We start from the raw sequence: 21,872 nt of genomic DNA, 5'->3' as shown, positions 1-21,872 counted from the left end.
TTAATTCAAATACCTGTAATGCTCAAAATCAGATTGAAGAGAACCGGTAAGAAAGGTGAGCCTCACTACAGAATCGTAGTAATCGAGTCAACCAGACCTCGAGACAGCAAGCCTGTCGCAGAGATTGGTTATTACAACCCTAGAACCAAGCCTTCAACATTGACATTGGATAAGGAAGCAGCCAAATATTGGCTAGACAATGGCGCACAGCCAACCGATACCATGGCTCAGATGTTCGTGAAGGAAGGATTGCTTAAGGGCTTGAAGAGAGGATCAAAACTTGCAGCACAGAGACCTCCAAAGAAAGAGGCCAAAGCCGCAGAGAACGCCTAATAAGAAGGTTTAATTTAGATATAAAATTATTTATATACCTAGAATGCAAGAGCTACTAGAAAAAATTGTAAGAGGGATTGTAAATAACCCGGATGAGGTTTCGGTAGTTGAGCGTGAGAGCGTAGATTTCCCAGGCCTTACCATTCTCGAGATAACAGTTGCAGATGCTGACAAGGGTATCTTGATCGGCCGACGTGGTCGAACAATTAACGCTATCCGCGACATCATGACTATTAGCGCGATCAGAAACGACCGCAAAATCAAGGTGCTTGTAAAAGAGGACCGAGATGGTGGTGACCGAGGCATGGATAGAGGAATGGATTCAGGAATGAGAGATGAGGCGCCAGCCGAGCATGCTCCATCAAACGAGCCAGAGCAGAGCGACTCAGATGTTGAGGATATGCTCTCCGACGACGATATGTAATCAGTTTGGTAACTGCTAACCGTCTACCCCGCTAACTTATAGTGCGACGCGCACTGTAAGTTAGCGGGGTAGTTGCATTTGAGATAGAATGTAATTCTTGATAAAAGCGACCTTTATGCGATCTTGGTAGTCTTATCCATCTTGTCTAGCTTATTAAGAGCCTCAGTCGCAGCGCTCTCTTCAGCTTTCTGCTTGCTTGGGCCGGTACCTTGCCCCATCTCATGCTTGCCGACCATCACAGCCATTGTAAACTGCTTCTCGTGGTCAGGTCCCTCTGCTGTTATAAGCTTATATGTAGGCGTGATTCTATACATTCGCTGTGCTACTTCCTGGAACTTGGTCTTCGAGTCGATGTCGAGTCTATTCTCAACAATGTTAGTGATCTTAGGAAGTAATGTAGCCTCGACAAATTTCTTGCATGCTTCATAGCCCTGGTCCATGTAGATCGCACCTAAAATAGACTCGTAAACATTGGCAAGTAGATAATCTTTATCTTTTCCTCCTGTTGCCTCTTCGCCTTTCGACATCTGAAGATATTTCCCTGCCTCTATCTTGCGTGACTCTTCGGCGAGACTTTCTGTCTTGACCGTAGCTGCACGGAAGCTGGTGAGATCACCCTCTGGGTGATCTGTGTAGGCATGGAATAGATGCTCGGATACGATCAGCTCAAGAACTGCGTCGCCAAGAAACTCCATTCGCTCATTGTTGGATTGCGGGCCGCTTCGATTCTCATTTAGGAACGATCTGTGGGTAAGCGCCTCATTTAGCAGCGCCAAATCATTAAAAGTTACCCCAATCTTCGCGGAAAACTCGAGAAGCTCTTTCTCTCTCATATTTATTGATACTTAAATTAGTATCATCGTCAACTCGTAATCTCTCTTATCCTGAGAAAAAACGAACTTCGATGATTTATTAATAAAATGCTTCCGGTTAACGTAACACTTTATTTCTCTTCAGTAGCCTTATACTTCTCGTATAGGGCGCCTAAGACACCGTTCACAAACTTATCACTCGCACTTCCGCCAAACTCCTTTGCCAACTCGATCGCCTCATCTATCGCCACCTTAGGTGGTGTAATCTTGCCTACGAACCCTTCAAAGATGGCCATCCTCAATATCTGCAAGTCAACCTTCTTTATCTGCTCTATTGGCCATTGTGGTGCGAAGTCCTTGATATATTTATCAATCTCATCTTGCTTCTCGCCTACTCCCTCGACAATCTGCTGTCTCAACTCCTCATTGAAATCCTCAATTTCATCAATCATCTGGAACTCATCAACCTCAATCTCCTCTGTGGTTACGCTTTCACTGACTCGAAAATCTTTCAGAAATAGCTGCTGAAGTGCAATCATTCTGGCTGCGTGTCTTGGATCTTTTGGGTTCTTCATCTGGCTTATTCTACCCTGTTAAATAATTAGCAGAGGTTCCTCAGCTGAATTTTGCCTATTTCTTAGCCTTCTTAGCAGGCTTGGCCGTGGCTTTCTTAGTAGTAGCTGGCTTTGCCTTCTTCTCAGCTTTTGGAGCTGGTCCGTAGTGACCACAGAATTCACATGCGAAATGTGCTCTCTTCATCTTGCCACACTTTGGGCACTTTACAGTTGTAGGCTCTGACAAGGCGTTATGCGCTCTTCGTCTCCCTTTTCTTGCTTTTGAAATTCTTCTCTTTGGTTGTGCACCCATTGGGATTGCTCGCTAACTTAATTGTGCATAAATTCTTGGCAATTATATGGAATTGTTGGGATATTTGCAAGGAGTGGTCGGAGTTAGCACTGCATACTATAGGTTGTCAGCGCTTGAGATATGAGTTATAATACTTTGTATAGTAACGGCGGTAGACGCCGTACGGATTCAAGAGGGTAACTATATGCAAACCAATGATAGCCGGCCAAAACATGAAAGTGGAAAGCATCACATTACTGTAGAAGGTGCGATGAATGTATACCATGGTCTTCTTGGTAATGTTAATGCCTTTCAACCGCGCCCACAGGATATTCGGCTTAGGGCTGCAATAGAGTGTCGGGAGAGTAAAATTGAAGTAGAAACACCATATTCTGACTTTTCGTCTGTATTGAGGGAAGTAGAGACATTGGCCATTGAGTGTGGTGTCATCAATGAGCTGCTAGGATGGGATTTTGTACAGCGAAGGGAAATGATCTTAATGGCTCGCCCAGGTATCGAGCTATATCCAGACGATCCTGAGAGTGATAGAGCTGTTATCTACAGCAGAGCGGAAGGGTTCCCTGACTATAAAATGAGAGTCCGTGAGGAGTTTCCCATCGTCAGCGGTGATGCCTCAGGGGAAGCATTGTATAAAGTAATTTATTCTTCTGCACAGGCTGACTGGTCTCCATCTGGACCTGCTTGCATGACTGAGCACCAGAAATTGGTAATCCTTCAGCTGACTGGCCATCAGGCACTCAATAGCTTTAAGGAGTTAGCCATTTATACTTTCTCACGAACACGCGTTTGGGAAGAGAAACCGCAAGTTGTCCATGCTACCATGAGGCTTGGTAGTTCTTATCCGACCCGTGACACCCTGTCGGCAACCTGTCCTGGATTCTTAGAGGAGGTAAAAGTCACTGAAGATGGATTTGTTGAAATAGCTGTAAGGCAAGTATGTGTAGATGGCAAATCTCGCTACGTCATCGAGGTAGAGCAGGTAGGGACTTCATCCTACTCTGATAGCATGACAGATTTCATCACCCGACTAACAGAAGCGTTTGCATTCCAAGAAGCGGTGTTATTTTAGTCATCCTACCCCATCAACCACCCCTCTTTCACATCCACCACATCCCCAGGCTTCAACCCCTTCTCCAAAATCTCATCCGCCAGCTTTGTCTCGATCTTATCCTGAATGAACCGCTTTATCGGGCGTGCTCCCATTCCTGGCTCTTGGGCAGCGTTGGCAATTAGCATAGGTATCGTCTTGCTCCACTCCAAAGTTATGCCCTTCTCCCCCACCCGCTTCGCCAACTGATTGAGTAGTAGCGATGTGATTTTCACCAGATTGTTAATGTCGTGCGGCGAGAATACAACTATGCTGTCAAAACGATTGAGCAGCTCTGGGCGGAGAGCCCCGCGCAATTCGAGCAGTGCCGCCTGCTTTGCCTCTTCCCACAGCGACTTATCGCGTTCGAGAGCCACGATCAAGTTGCGACTACCGATATTACTTGTGCAGATGATGATCGAGTTGGTGAAATCTATCGTTTCGCCGTTGTTGCTTGTTAGCCTACCCTCGTCGAACAATTGCAGGAATAGATCCAGCACCTGCGGGTTTGCTTTCTCGATTTCGTCAAATACGACTACTGAGAAAGGATTCGATTTAACTCGGTCGAGCAAAGTGGTACTGGTTTGTCCATAGTCAGAGTTCATACTTCCGAGGATCTTGTTGATGCTTGAGACCTCTTGATACTCAGACATGTCTACCTTGATCATCTGCGACTTAGTACCGAAATATTTATCTGCCAATATCTTGGACAGGTGAGTCTTACCAGTACCAGTTGGACCCAGGAAGAGGAATACTCCAATTGGTTTGTGTGGATCTCGGATATCTGTGCGTGATCGCTTCAATGCCTCAACCACTGAGTGGACTGCCGGCTCTTGGCCGATTACTAGGTCGTTGAGCTCCTCTTCGAGGGTCATCAGCTTGGTTGCTTCCTCTGCGGTGATATTTTCTACTGGGATGTCGGTCTGGACTGACACTGCTTGAGCTACATGGTCGCTCTCGAGCTGCTTTATGCCTTTGGTTTGTGCCCATGAGCAGGCGGTTTCGATCGTGTCTACGGCGCTATCGGGCAACTTCCTATTGGTTACATATCTTTGCGATAGCTCAATTGCAGCTGTAAGTGCTGGGAAAGTGATGTAGAGGCCATAATTACTTTCTAGGTTGTCGATCTTGGTCTCAAGAATGCGCAGTGTGGCTTCAGGTGTCAGCTCTTTAACTTCGATATTTTCAAAGCTATTGCGCAGTGACTCGCTAGAGTAGAAATATTTCTTATAGTCAGAGTAGTTGATGCTGCCGACCACAGGGAAGTTCCCTTCAAGTATGTAAGGCATCAGTATCCCGGCTAATGAGTGGCCTGACTCCTCTGCCCTCGTAGGGATGATCTCCTGGATCTCGTCGATGTACAAGATCGCATTTCCGGCTCTCTCAATCTCTGACATCGCTTTTTGTACAAGTGTTTCTAACTTGCTGCCTGAGCCCATCGCGATGAGGGAGTTGATGTCGAGCTGCAATATGCGCTTACGGTCAAGCTGATGTGGCACATTGCCCCAATTGATCTTCTGGGCTACTCCTTTGATCAGGCTAGACTTCCCTACTCCTGGCTCACCGATAAGCAGTGCATTGTTCTTCGAGAGCCTTCCTAGGACCGAGACCAGCTCCTCGAGCTCGCTTTCATGGCCGATGCCGTACCTGTCGCGGTCGTAGGAGATCTCCTGATTTAGGTCACGGGTGAATTTGTTCAATACGAAGGTGTAGCCAAAGACCCATGACTTGGCGATGCCGCCTGTTCTGTAGTACGGATAATTAATGTTGAGCCTGTTTGAAGAGCGGATTTTCTCTTCTCGCACCACCTCATACCGTATCACTGATCGTAGAATTGTGAGTGAGCTATTTTCCGCTTGGATATATTGGTGAAGCACAGGAAATACTTTGATGTATGCCAGCAGCATATGCTCAGGTCGGATATTCGGTGACTCTGAGAGGATTGCCTCGTCGAGGGCATATGTGATGATGCTTCGCAGGGCTGGCAGATGGTAGTAAGGCATGGTCTGAGAGGTAATGTTGTATTTGCCAAGCAGCTCTTTATCCAGCTCTAGACCGGCGCGTTTAATTAGGTTTTGCACATCGCTGTCTTCCAGTATGTCGAGGAAGAATTTATATGTGTTGATGCCATTCTTGTTTATGTGGGCGACAAGCATCTCCTGTGTCTCATCGTTGAGGAAGTAGATCATCTTAAAGAGTGTGTACTTGCTGAATTGGATCCCTGTATTGCGTATATTTGCCAATAGCTTCTCTTCCATCTTCTTGGCCGCTGGGATACGGATTGGGTGGCTGCGTGTTCGATAGTAGTCATGCCACAGGATGATTACGCCAAGGACTGCTACCCAGAAAGTAATATTGGTAATCTTGTTTGTTAGTATTGAATCTAGTACCACGTTCTCACCCACCAGGCCGCTAGCCTGTAGTAGGAAGAGGGCTGATATGACCAATCCTGGCAACACAAGGAGCTGTGCTACAAGATTCTTCAGCCTCGCGAACGAGTGAATCGCGCGGTAATTGTTAATTAGTTTGACAATGTCCTTTGTGGAGATGCTGTAATGGTGAGTAGCCGTTATCAGGAATGGTGCGTACTTTTCATCTGTCAGCACAGGGAGATTGCCCTCGGTAATGCTATACCTGTTTGAGGATTTGTCGTGATAGCCAATTAAAGTTGTGTTGTTTTTCTGCTTATCGAACATCTGTGCGGCTTTCTCTATCTGATCAACGGCGTCAATACAATTAAAATAATGGCAATCATCGGCATCGCAATCCAGAGGAATACGCCAAGAGTCGAGAGGATGATGACCGAGAAGTAGATAAGTAAGGCAATAGGGAGGTATATCAATCTCACCGCTATACCTATAAAGTAGCCAACAAAGCTCTTATCTCTATGCCACGGCGTAAAAAATGTCTTAAGCAGGAGTGTGATTGAAAGCTGGTCGTTGATGACACTGCTCAGTCTTCGGAGAAACCCGATATACACCACCGGCATCTGCACAAACCACCAATCAAGGAAATCCCTAACAGTAAAGCTAATTACGACAAAAATATTGTCGCTCGGTATTGCAGCGTCGGTGAAAACCGGGTTGGTAATTTCAGCTTTTCTTCTCATGTTCGGGCAGTTGTTAAGTTTGAAATATTTTAGCATAGGAAAAGCCATCCCGCTAACTTATAGCGCGGCTCGCACTATAAGTTAGCGGGATGGCCTGGTGCTGTATTCTGATGTATCATCCGGAGATACTTAATTAAATTTCATGAAGCAGATGGCGGTCACAACATTTAAGCAGTATCTGGAAGCAAACGACATCGATGTCGAAATAATTGAAACAAGCGAAGATACCCACACAGCACAGCAAGCAGCAGATGTGCATGGAGTGCCGGTTTCAAACATTGTAAAGTCACTTCTACTTTGTGCCGACGAGAAGCAGTTCTATCTTGTGCTAACTCCCGGCGATGTTCGCCTTGATATTGAGAAGTGGAAAGAAAGACTTGGTGCAACAACGCTTAGGATGGCTAATGCAGATGAAGTAAAGCAGAATACGGGCTATTCGATTGGTGGTGTGCCTCCCTTTGGTCATGCCACACAGATTACTACCTATATCGAAGAGGGCTTTGACCCGGCAATCGACCTAGTGGCAGCAGCTGGAAGTGCGAAGTCGGTGTTCAAGATTACACTGGCTAAGCTGAATGAAGTTATTTCCTAAAGTAAATGGCAAATATCTGGGCAGAACTAAAAGCAAAGAAGCAGCCATTCCTGGTGCTTGCACCGATGGAGGATGTCACCGATACGGTGTTTAGACAGATTGTGGGCAGATGTGGAGCGCCTGATCTATATTTCACCGAGTTTACATCGGCAGAAGGGTTGCTTTCCAAAGGAAGCAACGAGGTAGGCCTGAGGCTTAGATATACAGAGATCGAGAAGCCGTTGATCGCCCAGATCTGGGGAACTACACCTGAAGCCTACTTTAAATCTGCCAAAATGATAGTGGGCATGGGCTTTGACGGCATAGATCTCAATTTTGGTTGTCCTGTTGAGAAGATAATCAAGCAGGGTGCATGTTCTGCCCTGATAAAGAATCCAAGCCTGGCCGGCGAGATTATAAAAGCAACCAAAGAAGGTGCTGGAGAGCTTCCGGTGAGCGTCAAAACTCGGATAGGATTTAATGAAATTGCAACTGAGGAGTGGTGTGGATTTCTCCTCGAGCAGGGAGTGGCTGCGCTTACGGTTCATGGTAGGCTAGCCAAAGAGCTGTCAAAATTTCCAGCTAACTGGGATGAGGTCGCTAAAGTTGTGACGCTGCGAGATAAGATTGCTCCGGAGACGGTGCTACTTGGCAATGGCGATATCCTAAGCTACCCGCAAGCAATATCTTATGCCCAAACATATGGCGTTGACGGGATAATGATCGGGCGTGGAATATTTCAGAATCCTTGGATATTTAATCCTGGTGTGGACGAGAGTCAGAAAACTCCAAGAGATAGATTAAACCTGCTAAGTGAGCATTTAAATCTTTTTAATGAAGTATGGGGAGATGAAAAGGATTTCAACATCATGAAAAAATTTGTGAAAATGTATGTAAAGGGCTTTGATGGCGCGGCTGAATTACGAGATGAGATGATGAAGTGCAAAACAGTTGAAGAGCTTTCAACTGTTGCAAAAGGTGCTGAGATCTAAGCCCTAACCTCTGGGAAAGCGTTGTGGTTGAAAATCGCTGTCACAACCTTGATGGCTTCGCCGTAAGTCTTCGCTCTTGTCATCTGATCTTTGATACTTGTGGCACTCTCAAAGAACCGCTTAACCTGTATATTCCCTTTAATACCACCTTTGTTAGCAAGAGAATCTTCAATTCTGCTTACTAGCTCTTCTAGTGCAGCATGACCTAGTTGGAGCGGCTCTAATATCTTTCTAAACTGTTTATCCAAAAATTCGATGAAACTATACTCGAAGAAGACAGGTAGAGTTGCGTCCAGGCCCTTCTCAATTGCTCCTTCTTGAACAAGACCTAGCAAATTATTAAAGCTATTTTCTGTGAACCACCCTGCTCCTATCTGGTCGATTAATTTCATGAAAATTTCAAAAGGAGCCGTCTTATTGATCGACTCAGGAAATTCACCTTTTACCCCATCCTGCTCGCATAACTGGCTAAGGAAAGGGAATTTCGTATTCATAATCATTCGCTGAACAAACATCGCATGTTCGTCAGTCAAATCAAGCTCCTTCAACCTTTTCCATGCCAGGAGTGCGCCTCTATCTTCGGCATTTGCTGCTCTATAAATCGTCTGGTACGTCGGTATTTCTAATGAAAAGTCATTTCTCAGTTGGCACTCTATCGCATCTGGGTTGCTATTGGATAGTCTGATGTATTGAGGAAGCTGGCTATCGTCTATTGAAATTTGAAATATATTACCCTGGTCGTGTAGATATGCTGCAATCTTCAGCAACGATGGCAGATGAGCTAGTTTTATATCTGTCCCGTACAGCTTGTTATATCTGTCTAGCTCAGAGATAAGGTGCTCAGACATTGCCTCTGAGATAGGCTCAATCGAGCGTACAGTTCCTAGAATGTGGTGCTGGTTGTGGTATGAGCCAAGATCCGGATTAACTCCATCCTTGCTTAAAAAATAGTTATTAAACTCAGTGTGAGTACTGATGGCTACCTTCTCTATTTCCGTGACTGTTTTTTCTAGCTTTTCCAGGAGTTCATCCCCACGACTAACCTCGGACTTAGCAATTGGGTCTACTGACATAATGGCTTGGTATTGTACCACCATGTATTAAACTTGCAAGAGTACTTCTGGAAGCGATAAGAACAATTAATGCACTCAAGTTACAATTGGATTTCATAAAAATCGTAGAAATCCTTGATACGACCTCTTGGAGCAAGATTCTGAAAATTGAAGCTACTTTTTAGCTCATCGACTGAATTCGCAGCGTCAATTTTTAAGGAGAATTCATTCGCAAGACTTCTTTTAAGCTGCCACTCGGAATCCAGGAATTGCCCCCATATAACCATATATTGTGTGTTAGTTGGTGAAACCTTCATATCCTTAGTGTACGAAGCGGGAAACAGTCTTCTGTAGCTCTCATAATTGTACAACCAGCTGTTTCCCTGGACATACCTAGCTTCTGGGTGCTGCTCTTTAATATGGGTGAACATCTTCTTTAACTCAGTTAGTCTGAAGCTTTTATTATTAATAGAGAGTGGGCCATGCGTTGTGCGGTCAATATTCCTGAAATGTATCTTAATAGTATTCTCCGTCTCTACATATTTGTACCTAAAGCACCCAAACCATTCACTCTCTTTTCTGAGAAGCTTGTTGTTTCTTAAGTGCATTGAATAGGCGACTTCACCTGCATCCTCGCCATTTTCGATCCGTTCTTTATATTCTTGTAAGAATGTGGAATGTGTGTCAATTTCCCATGAGTAGTTCCCTATGAAAAAATATATTGGTGTTACGGTAAGAATCGCCTCTAGAAGCGGTACTTTAGTAATCATTGAATATCTTTCTGCATAACTCACAATCAGGGTAAAAAGTTGTTGAGGGTATACTTCACCATTTTGTCGTTTGATCCTTGCTCTGGACATGTAGTAACAACTAGTAAAGTATTTCGATGGTGGGCGATACAGGGCTTGAACCTATGACCTCCACAGTGTCATTGTGGCGCTCTAGCCAGCTGAGCTAATCGCCCATTTATATAGGCTCCCGAATTGTAGCGGTGCGAGAAGCAATAGTCAACCCGACCACCCCGCTAACCTATAGTGAGTTATCCATACACACTTATCGTTCAATTTCATATCAGGATGCTAAATAGGTTATTGGTAAGCGCCTCTCCCACCCACTATAGGTTAGCGGGGTGGTCGGGTTACTTCTTCGTGGCGCTTTTTCTTTTTCCGATCACTTCGTCGATCAGGCCATACTTAACAGCCTCTTCCGGCGTGAAATATCGATCACGGTCAGAGTCTTTCTCAATCTGTGCTTCGGTCTGCCCTGTAAACTCTGAAAGCATCCTGGTGATTTCAGCTTTGGTTTTTAGCAACTGATTTGTGTGAATCTCAACGTCGCTCGCCTGCCCACCAATCCCCCCAACTAGAGGTTGATGGATCAATATCCTGCTGTGTGGTAATGCATATCGCTTCCCTTTCTTACCACCTGCAAGTAGCAGCGAACCCATCGATGCCGCATGTCCAACTGCGATTGTTGATACATCACACTGTATATGGTTCATTGTGTCGAGAATTGCTAGTCCGTCAATAACGCTGCCACCGGGTGAGTTAATAAACATCTGGATGTCGGCCTTAGGGTTCTCTTTCTCTAAAAAAAGTAGCTGTGCAATGACAGTATTTGCCATATGTGTCTCGATCTCGTCGCTTACGAAGAGGATGCGATCCTTAAGCAGGCGTGAGTAGATATCGTATGCCCTCTCACCATATCTTTCTTTTTCGATAACCGTAGGAATTAGTACTGACATTTAAGTGCTTTAATAAGTTATGTCCCACCGCTTTGTCCGCTAACTTATAATTCTTCGCTAAAGCTTCGAACTATAAGTTAGCGGGCTTCCTGTTTACTTGCTCTTTGCCTTCTTCTTAGGCTTTGCTTTCTTAGCAGCTTTCACCTCGTCCTCATGGTCGTGATGGTGATGGTCGTGCTCTTCCTCCTCCTCTACATCGAAGAAGTCTGCGCCAAGTATCTGCTTCACTATCTCCTGATATGCCTTCTGCTTCACGAGCACAGTTTTGATATAGGCTTTCCACTGCGGATTCTCATAGATCGATTCATCGATCTCCTGCTCACGCTGCGCATACTGCCTATTGGAGAGCTTTATCTTCTCAATTTCAACGAGAAGCTCATCGTCGTCAATCTCTAGCTCGTGCTCCTTTGCATACTGCTTGAACAAGATGTCGTTCTCGAGTGCCTCAAGTGCATCTGCTTTCCACTTCTCCTGCAGATCTGAATATTTTACCCCTTGTGCTTTACAAAATTCTGCAATGCTGGTCTTAACCCTCTTCAGGTCTTCTTTGAATGCATCTTCGCGCTGCTGCGCCTCATACTCAACTGCAGGCTGTGGCACGGTAATTTTTGAGACTTTGACTGCCTCGCGGACCGCCTCTGAAGCATCGTGCTGTCTTGCAATATTCTTCTTCTGCTTCATGATTGCTTCCTTTATGAACTCCACTAACTCTTTCATGCTTGTAACCTCGTGTGCATGGTAAAGGTCTGCTACCTCTTTGGCCCAAGCGTCCGTGAGTAACTTGCGGTCATACTGCGCCTTATCTTCTTTGGCCTCTTTGCCGGCATTCTTGATTGCACGTGCATTCTCCCACATCGACTTCAATGTGTTCTCAACCTCTTCTTCTGTAGCATCCAGTTTCTCTTGCTTAATCTTGATCTTCTTAAGATCACCAACTTTGAACTCAGGCATTACGGTCACAACCACCGAAAATTTTACCGGTTTGTTCTCCTCGAGTTTCTCCAGATCTGTGTATGCTGGTGGTGCCACTGGGTCAAGATTCTCTTTGATGATTGCGGCATTTACATAGTACGGGGCGATCTTCTCGAATGTCTCAGCCAGGATTGCGCCTTTCATGTTGGAATCAACCATCTCTGCTGGAATATTTCCTTTTCTAAAGCCCTTGAGCTGCATATTGCTAAGCCGGTCTTTCAAAAGCTGCTGATAGGATTGGGTAAAGGCATCTGCTGGGAGTGTAACTTTCAGTTTTACTTCGCCGTTTGCAACATCTTCTCTTTCGTAAAATTTGTCCATATCAAAATGTCAGGTTTATATTAAATTCGATTGGAAAACGGTTAATTATACATCCGTGTCGCCCTTTTGCCCACCCCGCTAACTTATAGTACGCTATGCAATTGCACGGTGATAGCCGATCTCGATAATTTCATTAAAATTACTTCATATAAGGAGTGGCTTCACACACTATACTTGCTCATTAATTATGCCAAATAAGCCGTGAAATGCTACGCATTATAGGTTAGCGGCCTAAATCCTCCTGTAGCCTCTGTCCAGTATTCCGACAATTGCGAGACGCTTCTGCGATGTCCAAAGTGGTGTACAGGTAATTAAGGTAATTCGATGATCGCCATATGACTGCAGCACCGTTCGGTCATTTTTCTCGACAACCTGTGTGCTCACTACCGTATAGGTATAGGCAATATCGCCCTCCTGCTCCACTACGATCTTGTCCCCGACCCTTATCTTGTCTAGGTTAAAGAAGGTATTTGTACTTGGCGGTAATTCTGCATACCTATGGCCGAAGATCACCATGTTGCCGCGCTCGCCAGGGCCAGAAGATAGAGGGAATCGCCAAGGTCCATCCAGCATAGTGTCAGGGTTTTCACCATCATGTATTGAGCCACCAATGTTTACTGAGTCTACTCGGATAGTAGTATTTTTCTTTTCGAGATCAAGCTTCACTTTGCCTTCGTTGAGATACTTGATCAAGAGTGCCGGGTCAGCATACTCTACTGAGGATGATTCTCGATAATCGGCTTGATAGGCGTCAAATGTTAATGGTGAAAGCTTTGTAAATAGTTGTAGAGTGAAATTGTGGGTAATGTTGTAGCTGTCCAGCTGCGACTTATACAGTGTGAGGTCGCCATAGTTTGGATAGGCAATTAAAAAACCAACCGCTCCGGCGAACAGTAGTAGCATGAATATTGAGAATAGTTTCAGAAGTAGCTTCATTTCGTCGAAATTATACCATGCAGCTAACCTATAGCCGGTACCATAAGTTAAGCTAGTGATAACATCATCAAATTGATGTAGCTGAGCTACTGTTTGTATATATTTAATCTTTGACCGCTTTTCCTTTATTGGCCGTCATTACTTGCTTGAAAAGCATCGTACTATAAGTTAGCGGTTGCAATGGCCAATAGGCTAATATAAAATGGCATAGATAAATAATTTATAAGTTTGATTCTAATGGCTAATAACAAGCCAAATAATAACGGTAGCGCAGCCAAAAAGGCTCAACCTCCAAAAAATCAAACTGTCCAAACTACAACTACTACAAAAACCGAAGAGAAGGCAATGATCGACAAGGTAAACGATAAGATGACGCCACGTGAAGATAGCTTCCTGGCCAGATTTATCGGGACCGCGCTGATTGTGCTCGGCATTCTGTTTGTATTGCTAGCAATATTGGTTGTCGCTCTCTCGCGAAGACCAGCCTCAGTGAATGGAGATCTTCCAGTACCGAGCATTCAGGCTCCGGCTATCACAAATCGAGATCAGATAAGGGTCACAGGCGAGACTGTCGACAACGGAACTGTAATGTTCTGGGTTGACGGGAATGTCTATACTGAACTTGCAGAGGCTGATGACGATGGTGATTTCGAGATTGAAATTGAAGCAGAAGATGAGAGGGAGTATGAAATTCAAGCCGCATATGTACGTGGTTTCCCACTGAAGCAGCGCAGCGAGAAAAGTGATGTAGAGCGAGTAATCGTTGATAGAACTCCTCCATCGTCTGATGCGAAGCTCGACTATGAGAAGGTGGTCAGCGGAAATGAAATGACAATCAGGGGCAATACAGATCCTAATACTAAGGTAATTGTAGAAATTGACGGAAAAGAGTACACCACCATGTCAGATGAAAATGGAGACTTCGAGATCAAGGGGATTATCCTTAGTGAGGGTGAGAACAGCATCTCTGTAGCGCTTGAGGATGAGGCTGGCAACAGGACAGAAGTTGATCAGGAAGTTGTCGTAGAGTATGTGCCAGGTGGTGACCTTGATGGTGATGGAATCCGTGATATCGGCGTAGACACAGATGGCGACGGAATTCCAGACTCAGACACAGGTGCAGACTTGCCAGAAGCAGCCGGAGAATTGGAGGCGGCAATGGACTTCCTCTTCGGTAATAAGTTGATGTTGCTATTTGGAATCTTGGCCTTGGCAATCTTTGGATTGAATGCAGGGCTGGTGGCAGTGAAATTGAAGAAGAATTAGTTATTGAGCTATTGCTGCGAGTCAGCCATGCCGGCTGGCTTGTGGCGATACAGCTTTCCGTTGAAATCCCCCGAATACACCCCTAGCTCCAATCTACTCCCCAATGTCTCCACACTTATCTCACGCTCCTCAAAGTCTGCTGGAAGCTGAGGTGTTTTGACCGTCCTGAACAAGAGCCATAGCTTATCCCCTATCATGCCTGTGATTACAGCATTTGACCCAAGTAGCGAGCGCAGGTCTTGCAAAGAGAAAAATGAGTAGAAGGTGCTGCCGTCCTGCATATTATGAGGTGGGTGAGTGTGCATATTGAAGAGATATTTAATCTCAATCTCCTTTGGTGCGCGCTTATGGTAGACATCCTTGCTCATATACTTCTTCTCGTCGACATATACCTCTTTTGTTAAATATCCTTGGTGCTTGCTTTGGACATATGAGACACGGATCTTGTTGTTTGGTTTGACCGATCGACTGTCGCCGCGGACTACTGATGATAGTACTAGCTCGCCGTCAGCCCAGAAGACTGAGATTGCACGCTCGTTGCCGTCCGATTTGGTTAATTTGTAAAGCTCGATCACCTTTTTCCAGAAATCTTCGGGAAAGCTGATGACATCCGGTAGCTCAAATTCATATGGGAAGGTGCCGCTCTTGTTCCAGGCCCTCATCTTCTGGTAGAGCTGGTAAAAAGTCATGACATTTGCACTGTTGCTACTAAAGATATTTTTTAAGAATTGGAAGGCCATTATTTTCTCTCCGCTAACCTATAATGCGTAGCATTTCACGACTCATTAACTATAATTAATGAGTAAGTATAGTGTGTGCTGGTTACTCAGTATATACTACCCAATGCGTGTTCGAAATCCAATCCACCAATTTCAGCTCACCCGAATCATACATTTCATGAAGCTCCAGGGCATATCTTGGCACATATAACGGATCACCGAAAAGCTCCGAGACGGAGATTACATAATATCTCCCCCGCTCTATTGTGCCTGGCCTGTACTGCGCGTCATATGCTGGATGCTCGTCAATGTATTCTTCGACCATAAACTCATTCTGCCCCCAATCCAAGTTGCTGTCGTGCAGATACTTATAGCCGTTTCGATCTCCACCAATGGCTGTACTGAAATAGTTCACATACTCCGGGTATGCAAATAGTATGTCCAACGCGATCAATGCGAGTGCTACAATTACCAGTACCCTAGCCACAATTTGCCTCCTAAAATAGTAGGCCACCACTACCCCGCTCGCCATGTAGATAAATGGGAGTACCGGTGCGATATGCCTGATCCCCAGTTTGATGCTACTAAAGGAGATAGTTATAAATATGAAAGCGGGCACAAGCGCAAAGAGGATAGGAAAGGCTACAGGGATTCGGTGTCTAACTACACTCTCTTTGCGGGCATTTATATGATTCAGAGCTGACAACACACCGTAGTACCCAAGTATCGTGATCGAAAAAATTGAAAAAGCTACGGTGATAACAGGCTCTTTCAGCAGAAAGGCGCCTAGATGATATGTCGGTGGGATATCTTTATACTGGCCAATAAAAAATGTCTCGTGCTGATTAACATTGTGAAGGATCACATTCTCCATGAATCCACGGAAATAATGTGGGAACGGAAGCTGGACCTCTTCAAAGATATACTGGAGCTGATCCGCAAATATCAGACTATCTTTATCAACCTGATAGTTTGTGTCAAAGCTGCTATTGTCCTGATACAACACAGTCTGCTGCATTGTCCCAAACTCTAGCCTGTAGGCCATAAACATCAACCCGACCCATGAGACAGCTACCAGCAACACAATAAAGCTAGATTGGGCAACCGAATGGATGAAGGTGCGCCATCTCGTATTATTAGTCTTTGCATATGTCCCAAAGCTTGCTGCATACCTTTTGATACCGTCGAGCCATAAGATCAGTAGCCAGAGCAGCGCCAACGGGACCGCACTATATTTGCTCATTAAGGCAAGGAAAGAGGCCAAAATGAATAGGGCTAATGCCCACCTGCGGCTAACCTTCTCATCTAGGTCGGTCACCATATACCTCCATAATGCAGCTGTGGCCATGAAGATCGTGATAGCTGAAAATATATCAGTGGTCGCCAATGCACCATGGGCAAGGAATGTCGGGCTAAATGCCAGCAGTATCGTCGAGATTACGGCCTCTGTTATCCCCCAGCACCTCCTGATAAATGTATAGAAGAAAAATATGAATATCGAGGTGATAAAGATGGATACAAGACGAGCCTGGAATATATATTGTGATGCAAACTCGAGCTCTCCTCCATTTGCCTGCATCAATTCGTCGGTGAAGAGATCTTTATTCCCCTCCTGCCATGCGAGAGAATTTTCGCTAGGTAGCTCTACATCCTCAAACAGATATAGCGGCAAAGCATTTAATACATTTGCAATATATGGATGGTGGATATTGAGCCTTAGATCGCCTGTCTCAAGCAGTATTATGCCTCGGGTGATGTGATATTTCTCATCTTGTGTCATGCTCTTGCCATGGATTGCTGTCGAGGCAATGATGAAATAGAGCAATGCAAGAAATACCGGCAAAATCCACACAAAAAATGCATTCTTAAGGCGGTCGCTATTTTTTGGTGCTTTTGAGTTCATATTGATGCTACAATTATTGTAATTATTCTTAAGGAGTGCGATCAATGCTCCTTTGATATTAATCCAATTTCTAATTAATCTCTACCCTGCCCGCCCTCATGAGTACGCCAAAAATCAGCACAGACCAACCGGTAGATCAGTTTGTACAGGAGCTGGATAGTACATATCCACTTTCCAAGTACTTGAGAGAGCATATTCCGTATAAGACGATTCCTCGCGTATATCGCAACGAGGAGGTTGAGCTTCTTAATGAGCCGGGGTTACCATGGCTCATAATGGTCAATGGAATCGTAGGCTCAGGTAAATCAAGCCTGGCCGCTCAATTAGAAGAGCGTGGGCTGGTCACTAGGGTTAAGACTGCTACCACCAGGCTGAGGCGGCACGGTGAAGATGGATTTGCATTTAAGTTTATGCGACTACGCAAAGGTGATGAAAGCATTGAGCAGTATCATGAGAATCTGATAAACGAGTACGAGCTAATTGAAAGCAGTACAACCCATGGCAACCTTTATGGGTTGCCCAAAAGCAGTCTAGATGAGGCGTTAGCAGCAGGCCGCACCCCCCTAATCGTGAATGAGCCGGACGCTGTGCTTGAACTGCGTCGCAAGCTGAAAGGGCTATTTAATATCGCTGTGGTTTTTGTTATGCCCGACTCATGGTCTGATTCATTCCATAGGATCGATAGCTCAGGAGCTGTGCGTGACAATTTGAAGCAGCGGTTTGTTGATTCCGTTGAGATGTTGCGACAATCAGAATCAACGGCACACTTCTATCTGCACAATGCGCAGTTCCCGCTTGATGCAATATATAGGACTGGTTTTGAGGAGGCTTGTGAGTACTTCTACCAACTTGTGAGTGATATTGTTACCCCGGGAGCTCAGGCAAGTGGCTTGTAACCAGCTTCGCATATACCTTTGTCGCTCCAATGCGATATACTTACGGTATGAGTAGTAAATATCAAGATCTTATAGACCGGATCGACCCGAAAAAGCTGAAAGAGGCAGAGATGAGCGACGCAAGTGACCATCCTACTACCGGCGGCATGTCTGAAAATATACCTGTAGCTCAACCCGAGCGCGAAGTGTCGGCGCCACAATCAGTTGCTCCCCCTGTTGCTCAGCCTATGCAAGAAATAGTTACAAAGCCGCACAACTCAGATCGGATAGCGGATTTCGAGCCAATATTTAGAGCGATCCTACTTCTAGATAACAAATATAAGCTTGGCGCACTCTTTAGAAGAAATCGCTATTTTTCCAAGCAGGACTCCCCTACCCTTCGCTTGGCATTAATAATGTATGCCAATAGCTACCCAGCTGATCGAGGCACACTGGCGAGAACATTGCGCGACCTCGGAGTTATAAACGACGAAGCTATGCTCTCACTATCTGAGGATGGCTTATCCAGGCTGCTAGAATTCCTCAACGTATTGATGCCAGATCTAAAGCTACCTGAGCAAGATAACGACCAAAGCAAGTATATTGAGTCATTGCTAGATGAGGTTTTGGCATATATGGCGCGACTTCCAAAGTCTTCTCCTATGCAATTAGCCCAGCATTACGAGATCTCAGAAAAAGAGTGGCTCTTCATGATGAATCAACTATCAAAGGTACGCATGTCGCTAAATGACAAGCTGCTCAAGCTCGTGCAATTTTACAAAGCTCACGGGATGGATAAGGCTACGGTGAGATTTGACACGGCTGGAAAGACCGAAGTCGCTACGAAGCGAACTCTTGCACAGCTACCCGATATTGTCTCCGAGCTTGGTCGAGAGCTATACCTGGCAGATCTACAAGATGTGCTTGATAAAAGCAGCCGCAAGAGGCAGGAGCCGCTGCCCTACAACGAACTTGCCGACAAGGATGATCCAACATCGATACGTCATGTCTCAAGGCTGGTCTCTACCGATGTCTCGATGCAGGCAGAATTGAGGGATAAAAGCGAGTATTACGAGCACGGCATTGCCTCGCTAAGCAAGGGCAACGCCAAGCTGGTGATGCTAGGAGGGATATTTGATGATTATGTAAACAGTAAGCTCGAGCAGCAGCCAGACCAAGAGCTTTCACCCAACTGGGAGATCGATAGGGAGAGGCTGCCAGTGGCTACAGACTTGCTAGAGATGCTGGATAAGCAGATTGAGTTACTATGTAGCTTGATCACTCTTGAGGTGAAGCCGCTCATACTTGTCGCCTCCAAAGAGGAGCTAGAGTTGGCAAAAGAGCTTCGCGAGTGGATGAAAGATAATCAGGCTACAGCGAAGTACAGGCTAAGCATAATTGCCACACTGCTTGGGCGGGAATGCTCGAGACTGCTACTTGAGTGGCTAGAGATCTTACCGCTAATTGCGATTGGTAGCTCGAAAGATGGCGATCGTGTCTTGGCTCTAGGGTCAATGCTTGATATTAAGTCTGAGCCGGATTTTCTCATGCTGACCCAGTCACGGGTGCGAAACAGCGATATCGCGGAGATCTATAAAATGTGGACCACTACTGCTGCAGAATCGAGCCTGATAAGTGACCTGATCCCTGAGAGCTACTATCAGCTAAAGGTTGTTCTAATTGACCAAAATATAATTTCTGAGACGCCACACTTATGAGAAGATTACCCGAGATCCTTCTAATATTTGTATCCATATATGTACTGTTGGCATTTGCTGCGCCAACTTTGCTGAGGCTTGGCTTCACAGATGCTGGCATGGGGATACACTCGATATATAGAATTTTCTGCCACCAGAGGGTGGAGAGGTCGGCATTTCTATTTGGTGAGGAAGGGATAATAAATTTCTACACACGTGATGAGCTGCAAGAAGCCGGCGTGATTCCGCTTGAAAACCCGGAGATTCCGGAGCCGTTTGATGAGCGATTCTTCGGCTATCCATATGTGGGAAATTCGGAGATGGGGTATAAGATGCCCCTCTGCATGAGAGATGTGCCACTCTATTTAGCATTCCTGATCTTTGGGTGGATCTACTTGGCAATAGCGCGCAAGAAGAAGAGGGTGAAGAAATTTCCGTGGTGGATGATACTGCTCTTTATGATGCCTATGGCGGTCGATGGGGTATTTCAGTATGCGACAGAGTTTTTCCTAGTCGGACAGCTACCGGAGGCTTATTACGACAATATCCCTAAGCGAATTGTTACAGGCGCACTTTTCGGGATTGGGTTTGCGATGATTATAATTCCGGTTCTGCTTGATAGCCTGGAGATGCTGTATAATAATGGAGAAGATTCCAAATTAGAGAAAAACGGGTCAGGAAATGAAAAATCTTAGCATGGTAAACAACAACGGGAAGATCGATTATAAGAGAGATGGCGCGAAAGCCTCGAGTCGAAGCCGCAAATCACAGAAGTCGAAAAATAGCGCAGAAGGCGTGAACAATTTCATTAATTATGTAACTAAAGGGCACGAGGTCGATCCGACAACCGTTGTCCATAAGATCGAGATCACATGGAAAAGCATCGCAATGGTGCTTATCACCTTAGGTGCGCTCTATCTCGGGATGCGGCTTCTGAGCCTATTGTCGGTCTTCTTCTTAGGCTTCGTGTTCTCAGCTGTGCTGCTCCCACCTGTAAGGAAATTAATGCGCAGAGGCATTGGCAAATTCTGGGCGATTGCGATCACATATCTCGGGCTTGCGGTAATAGTTATTGCTCTGCTTATTATGGTGCTCGCTCCGCTCGCGCAAGAAATATCTGCGATCTCACACTCTTTCCCTTCAATGAAGGAGCAGCTTATCAATGATGTCTCGCACATCATTGCTGCTGTGGCCGACGTAGATCCAGAGCAGGTGGCCGCGGCGCTAAACGAGTATGGTGGCCGTCTAATTAGAGGTGAATTGATCCTTAACTCAGGTGGCGATCGAGCTGCCGAGACATTCAGGACGATCTCTGACTTTGGTGCTGTGCTAGGCTCACTCTTCCTCTCTGTTATTTTATCTATCTACATTATCTCCGAGCACGATACATTCTTGGATATCGTATTCCTGAGGATTATGGACGAAAATAAACGCACGCTGGCGAAAGGAATGCTGCGTGATGTTGAGGATAAGCTTGGTCGCTGGCTACTAGGACAAGGAGCACTCTCGCTCATTGTTGGTGTGTCAGTATGGCTAATACTTACTGTTTTTGGTGTACCATTTGCGCTTCCGCTCGCGCTGCTTGCAGCTATGGCAGAGCTGATTCCTAGTGGTGGAGCAGTGATCTCATTTATACCTGCGGTTGTTGTAGCTTTGGTTAGCAACGGTGTCGCCAATGCCTTGATGGTTGCTGGTGCATATATTGTGTTCTACCAGATTGAGAATGCAATTCTTGTGCCAAAAATCATGGGGAATGTGATTGGTGTTAAGCCGATTGTTGTATTTGTAGGATTGCTAGTAGGATTGAGTATCGGTGGTATAACCGGAGCAATCATGGCTGTCCCGGCAATGGTGCTTATAAAGATCGGATACGACTTCTACGTGAACTATCAGAAATTGAAGGCCGAAGGGAAGATTTAACAGGCAAACGCCTGAACTTTCAGCAGGAATGAGAGAGCGAGGATTACTCCACCGCCTAACGCTACTTTGTAAATTGTCTTAAGGGCAGATTCAACTTTATTGTTCATTGTTGAATCGAATTTCATGAAGTGCTGGATTATACATGGTGCCGGCGTTTTACGCCACCCGACTGCTTGCAAAGCAGTTGGTTGAGTGCTATATAGGCCTGTATATCGCGGATTGTAGATTTATCTCGATATGGGTGCTACAATAATTTCAGTATGATTCTAACT

23 protein-coding genes and 1 tRNA gene are annotated in these 21,872 nt (G+C 45.4%); 10 read left to right on the top strand and 14 right to left on the bottom strand.

Annotated features, from left to right (window positions below; genetic code table 11):
• Positions 1-18 precede the first annotated feature (18 nt).
• Complete coding sequence (gene rpsP, locus QY318_00740) at positions 19-333, top strand: 30S ribosomal protein S16 (GenBank protein ID WKZ31287.1); 315 nt, start codon at positions 19-21, stop codon at positions 331-333.
• 43 nt (positions 334-376) lie between these two features.
• On the top strand, positions 377-757 hold the full coding sequence (locus tag QY318_00735; GenBank protein ID WKZ31286.1) for a KH domain-containing protein: 381 nt from the start codon (positions 377-379) through the stop codon (positions 755-757).
• 113 nt (positions 758-870) lie between these two features.
• Here QY318_00735 and rnc read toward each other — a convergent pair whose 3' ends face one another.
• From rnc to rpmF, 3 genes are all read right to left on the bottom strand, one after another.
• Positions 871-1,590, bottom strand: coding sequence for a ribonuclease III (gene rnc, locus QY318_00730; GenBank protein ID WKZ31285.1), 720 nt, complete (start codon positions 1,588-1,590; stop codon positions 871-873).
• Positions 1,591-1,700: 110 nt separating this feature from the next.
• A complete protein-coding gene (gene nusB, locus QY318_00725; protein ID WKZ31284.1) occupies positions 1,701-2,144 on the bottom strand; it encodes a transcription antitermination factor NusB in 444 nt (147 codons plus the stop codon).
• 55 nt (positions 2,145-2,199) lie between these two features.
• Entirely contained in the window at positions 2,200-2,436 is a 237-nt protein-coding gene (rpmF, locus tag QY318_00720) for a 50S ribosomal protein L32 (GenBank protein ID WKZ31283.1), read from the bottom strand.
• Between the two features lie 184 nt (positions 2,437-2,620).
• Here rpmF and QY318_00715 point away from each other — a divergent pair, with 184 nt between their 5' ends.
• Positions 2,621-3,505: a hypothetical protein gene (locus QY318_00715; protein WKZ31282.1), complete on the top strand. Its 885-nt coding sequence runs from the start codon at positions 2,621-2,623 to the stop codon at positions 3,503-3,505.
• Between the two features lie 5 nt (positions 3,506-3,510).
• On the opposite strand, the gene QY318_00710 is transcribed toward QY318_00715, so the two are convergent.
• Complete coding sequence (locus tag QY318_00710; protein ID WKZ31281.1) at positions 3,511-6,219, bottom strand: ATP-dependent Clp protease ATP-binding subunit; 2,709 nt, start codon at positions 6,217-6,219, stop codon at positions 3,511-3,513.
• A 14-nt stretch (positions 6,220-6,233) separates the two neighbouring features.
• Entirely contained in the window at positions 6,234-6,632 is a 399-nt protein-coding gene (locus QY318_00705) for a hypothetical protein (GenBank protein WKZ31280.1), read from the bottom strand.
• A 142-nt stretch (positions 6,633-6,774) separates the two neighbouring features.
• On the opposite strand from QY318_00705, the gene QY318_00700 reads away from it, so the two are divergent.
• Positions 6,775-7,224 carry a YbaK/EbsC family protein gene (locus QY318_00700; protein ID WKZ31279.1) on the top strand — a complete coding sequence of 150 codons (450 nt, stop codon included), beginning with the start codon at positions 6,775-6,777 and terminating at the stop codon, positions 7,222-7,224.
• A gap of 5 nt (positions 7,225-7,229) precedes the next feature.
• The gene (locus QY318_00695; GenBank protein ID WKZ31278.1) at positions 7,230-8,195 is read left to right on the top strand and encodes a tRNA-dihydrouridine synthase; all 966 of its coding nucleotides are present in this window, start codon (positions 7,230-7,232) and stop codon (positions 8,193-8,195) included.
• Here the strand turns inward: QY318_00695 and QY318_00690 are convergent.
• The 6 genes from QY318_00690 to QY318_00665 form a co-directional block, all read right to left on the bottom strand.
• Positions 8,192-9,268 carry a hypothetical protein gene (locus QY318_00690; GenBank protein ID WKZ31277.1) on the bottom strand — a complete coding sequence of 359 codons (1,077 nt, stop codon included), beginning with the start codon at positions 9,266-9,268 and terminating at the stop codon, positions 8,192-8,194. The two genes, QY318_00695 and QY318_00690, sit on opposite strands and share 4 nt — an antisense overlap.
• Positions 9,269-9,348: 80 nt before the next feature.
• Complete coding sequence (locus QY318_00685) at positions 9,349-10,017, bottom strand: hypothetical protein (protein WKZ31276.1); 669 nt, start codon at positions 10,015-10,017, stop codon at positions 9,349-9,351.
• A 117-nt stretch (positions 10,018-10,134) separates the two neighbouring features.
• Positions 10,135-10,211, bottom strand: a tRNA-Val gene (locus tag QY318_00680).
• 174 nt (positions 10,212-10,385) lie between these two features.
• A complete protein-coding gene (locus QY318_00675) occupies positions 10,386-10,991 on the bottom strand; it encodes an ATP-dependent Clp protease proteolytic subunit (protein WKZ31275.1) in 606 nt (201 codons plus the stop codon).
• A gap of 93 nt (positions 10,992-11,084) precedes the next feature.
• The gene (locus QY318_00670) at positions 11,085-12,284 is read right to left on the bottom strand and encodes a trigger factor (protein WKZ31274.1); all 1,200 of its coding nucleotides are present in this window, start codon (positions 12,282-12,284) and stop codon (positions 11,085-11,087) included.
• A gap of 231 nt (positions 12,285-12,515) precedes the next feature.
• Entirely contained in the window at positions 12,516-13,220 is a 705-nt protein-coding gene (locus QY318_00665; GenBank protein WKZ31273.1) for a sortase, read from the bottom strand.
• A 237-nt stretch (positions 13,221-13,457) separates the two neighbouring features.
• On the opposite strand from QY318_00665, the gene QY318_00660 reads away from it, so the two are divergent.
• Entirely contained in the window at positions 13,458-14,486 is a 1,029-nt protein-coding gene (locus QY318_00660; protein WKZ31272.1) for a hypothetical protein, read from the top strand.
• A gap of 8 nt (positions 14,487-14,494) precedes the next feature.
• Here the strand turns inward: QY318_00660 and QY318_00655 are convergent, their stop codons facing one another.
• Both QY318_00655 and QY318_00650 read right to left on the bottom strand, forming a co-directional pair.
• Positions 14,495-15,226, bottom strand: a complete 732-nt coding sequence (locus QY318_00655) for a hypothetical protein (GenBank protein WKZ31271.1) — start codon at positions 15,224-15,226, stop codon at positions 14,495-14,497.
• 82 nt (positions 15,227-15,308) lie between these two features.
• Positions 15,309-17,108, bottom strand: coding sequence for a glycosyltransferase family 39 protein (locus tag QY318_00650; protein WKZ31270.1), 1,800 nt, complete (start codon positions 17,106-17,108; stop codon positions 15,309-15,311).
• A gap of 98 nt (positions 17,109-17,206) precedes the next feature.
• On the opposite strand from QY318_00650, the gene QY318_00645 reads away from it, so the two are divergent.
• The 4 genes from QY318_00645 to QY318_00630 are packed head-to-tail and all read left to right on the top strand — an operon-like array spanning position 17,207 to position 21,600.
• A complete protein-coding gene (locus tag QY318_00645; GenBank protein ID WKZ31269.1) occupies positions 17,207-18,004 on the top strand; it encodes a hypothetical protein in 798 nt (265 codons plus the stop codon).
• Positions 18,005-18,033: 29 nt separating this feature from the next.
• Positions 18,034-19,701: a hypothetical protein gene (locus QY318_00640; GenBank protein WKZ31268.1), complete on the top strand. Its 1,668-nt coding sequence runs from the start codon at positions 18,034-18,036 to the stop codon at positions 19,699-19,701.
• Positions 19,698-20,375, top strand: coding sequence for a DUF2085 domain-containing protein (locus tag QY318_00635; protein WKZ31267.1), 678 nt, complete (start codon positions 19,698-19,700; stop codon positions 20,373-20,375). The genes QY318_00640 and QY318_00635 overlap by 4 nt, the downstream gene beginning before the upstream one ends.
• The gene (locus QY318_00630) at positions 20,362-21,600 is read left to right on the top strand and encodes an AI-2E family transporter (GenBank protein ID WKZ31266.1); all 1,239 of its coding nucleotides are present in this window, start codon (positions 20,362-20,364) and stop codon (positions 21,598-21,600) included. Before QY318_00635 ends, QY318_00630 begins: the two co-directional genes overlap by 14 nt.
• Here the strand turns inward: QY318_00630 and QY318_00625 are convergent.
• Positions 21,597-21,725, bottom strand: coding sequence for a hypothetical protein (locus tag QY318_00625; GenBank protein WKZ31265.1), 129 nt, complete (start codon positions 21,723-21,725; stop codon positions 21,597-21,599). The genes QY318_00630 and QY318_00625 overlap by 4 nt on opposite strands.
• Positions 21,726-21,872: the final 147 nt, after the last annotated feature.

It is taken from the genome of Candidatus Dojkabacteria bacterium, assembly GCA_030583845.1.
Lineage (GTDB): Bacteria > Patescibacteriota > Dojkabacteria > SC72 > JAHDCA01.
The sequence above is the reverse complement of the archived record's forward strand: the minus strand, read 5'-3'. Positions and strand labels throughout refer to the sequence as shown.

Bases quoted from the DNA above. Each gene is read 5' to 3' on its own strand.
- nusB (WKZ31284.1), bottom strand. From the start codon at position 2,144: ATGAAGAACCCAAAAGATCCAAGACACGCAGCCAGAATGATTGCACTT.
- QY318_00690 (WKZ31277.1), bottom strand. From the start codon at position 9,268: ATGTCAGTAGACCCAATTGCTAAGTCCGAGGTTAGTCGTGGGGATGAA.
- QY318_00650 (WKZ31270.1), bottom strand. From the start codon at position 17,108: ATGAACTCAAAAGCACCAAAAAATAGCGACCGCCTTAAGAATGCATTT.
- QY318_00685 (WKZ31276.1), bottom strand. From the start codon at position 10,017: ATGATTACTAAAGTACCGCTTCTAGAGGCGATTCTTACCGTAACACCA.
- QY318_00710 (WKZ31281.1), bottom strand. From the start codon at position 6,219: ATGTTCGATAAGCAGAAAAACAACACAACTTTAATTGGCTATCACGAC.
- QY318_00670 (WKZ31274.1), bottom strand. From the start codon at position 12,284: ATGGACAAATTTTACGAAAGAGAAGATGTTGCAAACGGCGAAGTAAAA.
- rpmF (WKZ31283.1), bottom strand. From the start codon at position 2,436: ATGGGTGCACAACCAAAGAGAAGAATTTCAAAAGCAAGAAAAGGGAGA.
- QY318_00705 (WKZ31280.1), bottom strand. From the start codon at position 6,632: ATGAGAAGAAAAGCTGAAATTACCAACCCGGTTTTCACCGACGCTGCA.
- QY318_00715 (WKZ31282.1), top strand. From the start codon at position 2,621: ATGCAAACCAATGATAGCCGGCCAAAACATGAAAGTGGAAAGCATCAC.
- QY318_00625 (WKZ31265.1), bottom strand. From the start codon at position 21,725: ATGAAATTCGATTCAACAATGAACAATAAAGTTGAATCTGCCCTTAAG.
- QY318_00640 (WKZ31268.1), top strand. From the start codon at position 18,034: ATGCGATATACTTACGGTATGAGTAGTAAATATCAAGATCTTATAGAC.
- QY318_00700 (WKZ31279.1), top strand. From the start codon at position 6,775: ATGAAGCAGATGGCGGTCACAACATTTAAGCAGTATCTGGAAGCAAAC.
- QY318_00635 (WKZ31267.1), top strand. From the start codon at position 19,698: ATGAGAAGATTACCCGAGATCCTTCTAATATTTGTATCCATATATGTA.
- QY318_00675 (WKZ31275.1), bottom strand. From the start codon at position 10,991: ATGTCAGTACTAATTCCTACGGTTATCGAAAAAGAAAGATATGGTGAG.
- QY318_00645 (WKZ31269.1), top strand. From the start codon at position 17,207: ATGAGTACGCCAAAAATCAGCACAGACCAACCGGTAGATCAGTTTGTA.
- rpsP (WKZ31287.1), top strand. From the start codon at position 19: ATGCTCAAAATCAGATTGAAGAGAACCGGTAAGAAAGGTGAGCCTCAC.
- QY318_00630 (WKZ31266.1), top strand. From the start codon at position 20,362: ATGAAAAATCTTAGCATGGTAAACAACAACGGGAAGATCGATTATAAG.
- QY318_00655 (WKZ31271.1), bottom strand. From the start codon at position 15,226: ATGGCCTTCCAATTCTTAAAAAATATCTTTAGTAGCAACAGTGCAAAT.
- QY318_00660 (WKZ31272.1), top strand. From the start codon at position 13,458: ATGGCTAATAACAAGCCAAATAATAACGGTAGCGCAGCCAAAAAGGCT.
- rnc (WKZ31285.1), bottom strand. From the start codon at position 1,590: ATGAGAGAGAAAGAGCTTCTCGAGTTTTCCGCGAAGATTGGGGTAACT.
- QY318_00735 (WKZ31286.1), top strand. From the start codon at position 377: ATGCAAGAGCTACTAGAAAAAATTGTAAGAGGGATTGTAAATAACCCG.
- QY318_00695 (WKZ31278.1), top strand. From the start codon at position 7,230: ATGGCAAATATCTGGGCAGAACTAAAAGCAAAGAAGCAGCCATTCCTG.
- QY318_00665 (WKZ31273.1), bottom strand. From the start codon at position 13,220: ATGAAGCTACTTCTGAAACTATTCTCAATATTCATGCTACTACTGTTC.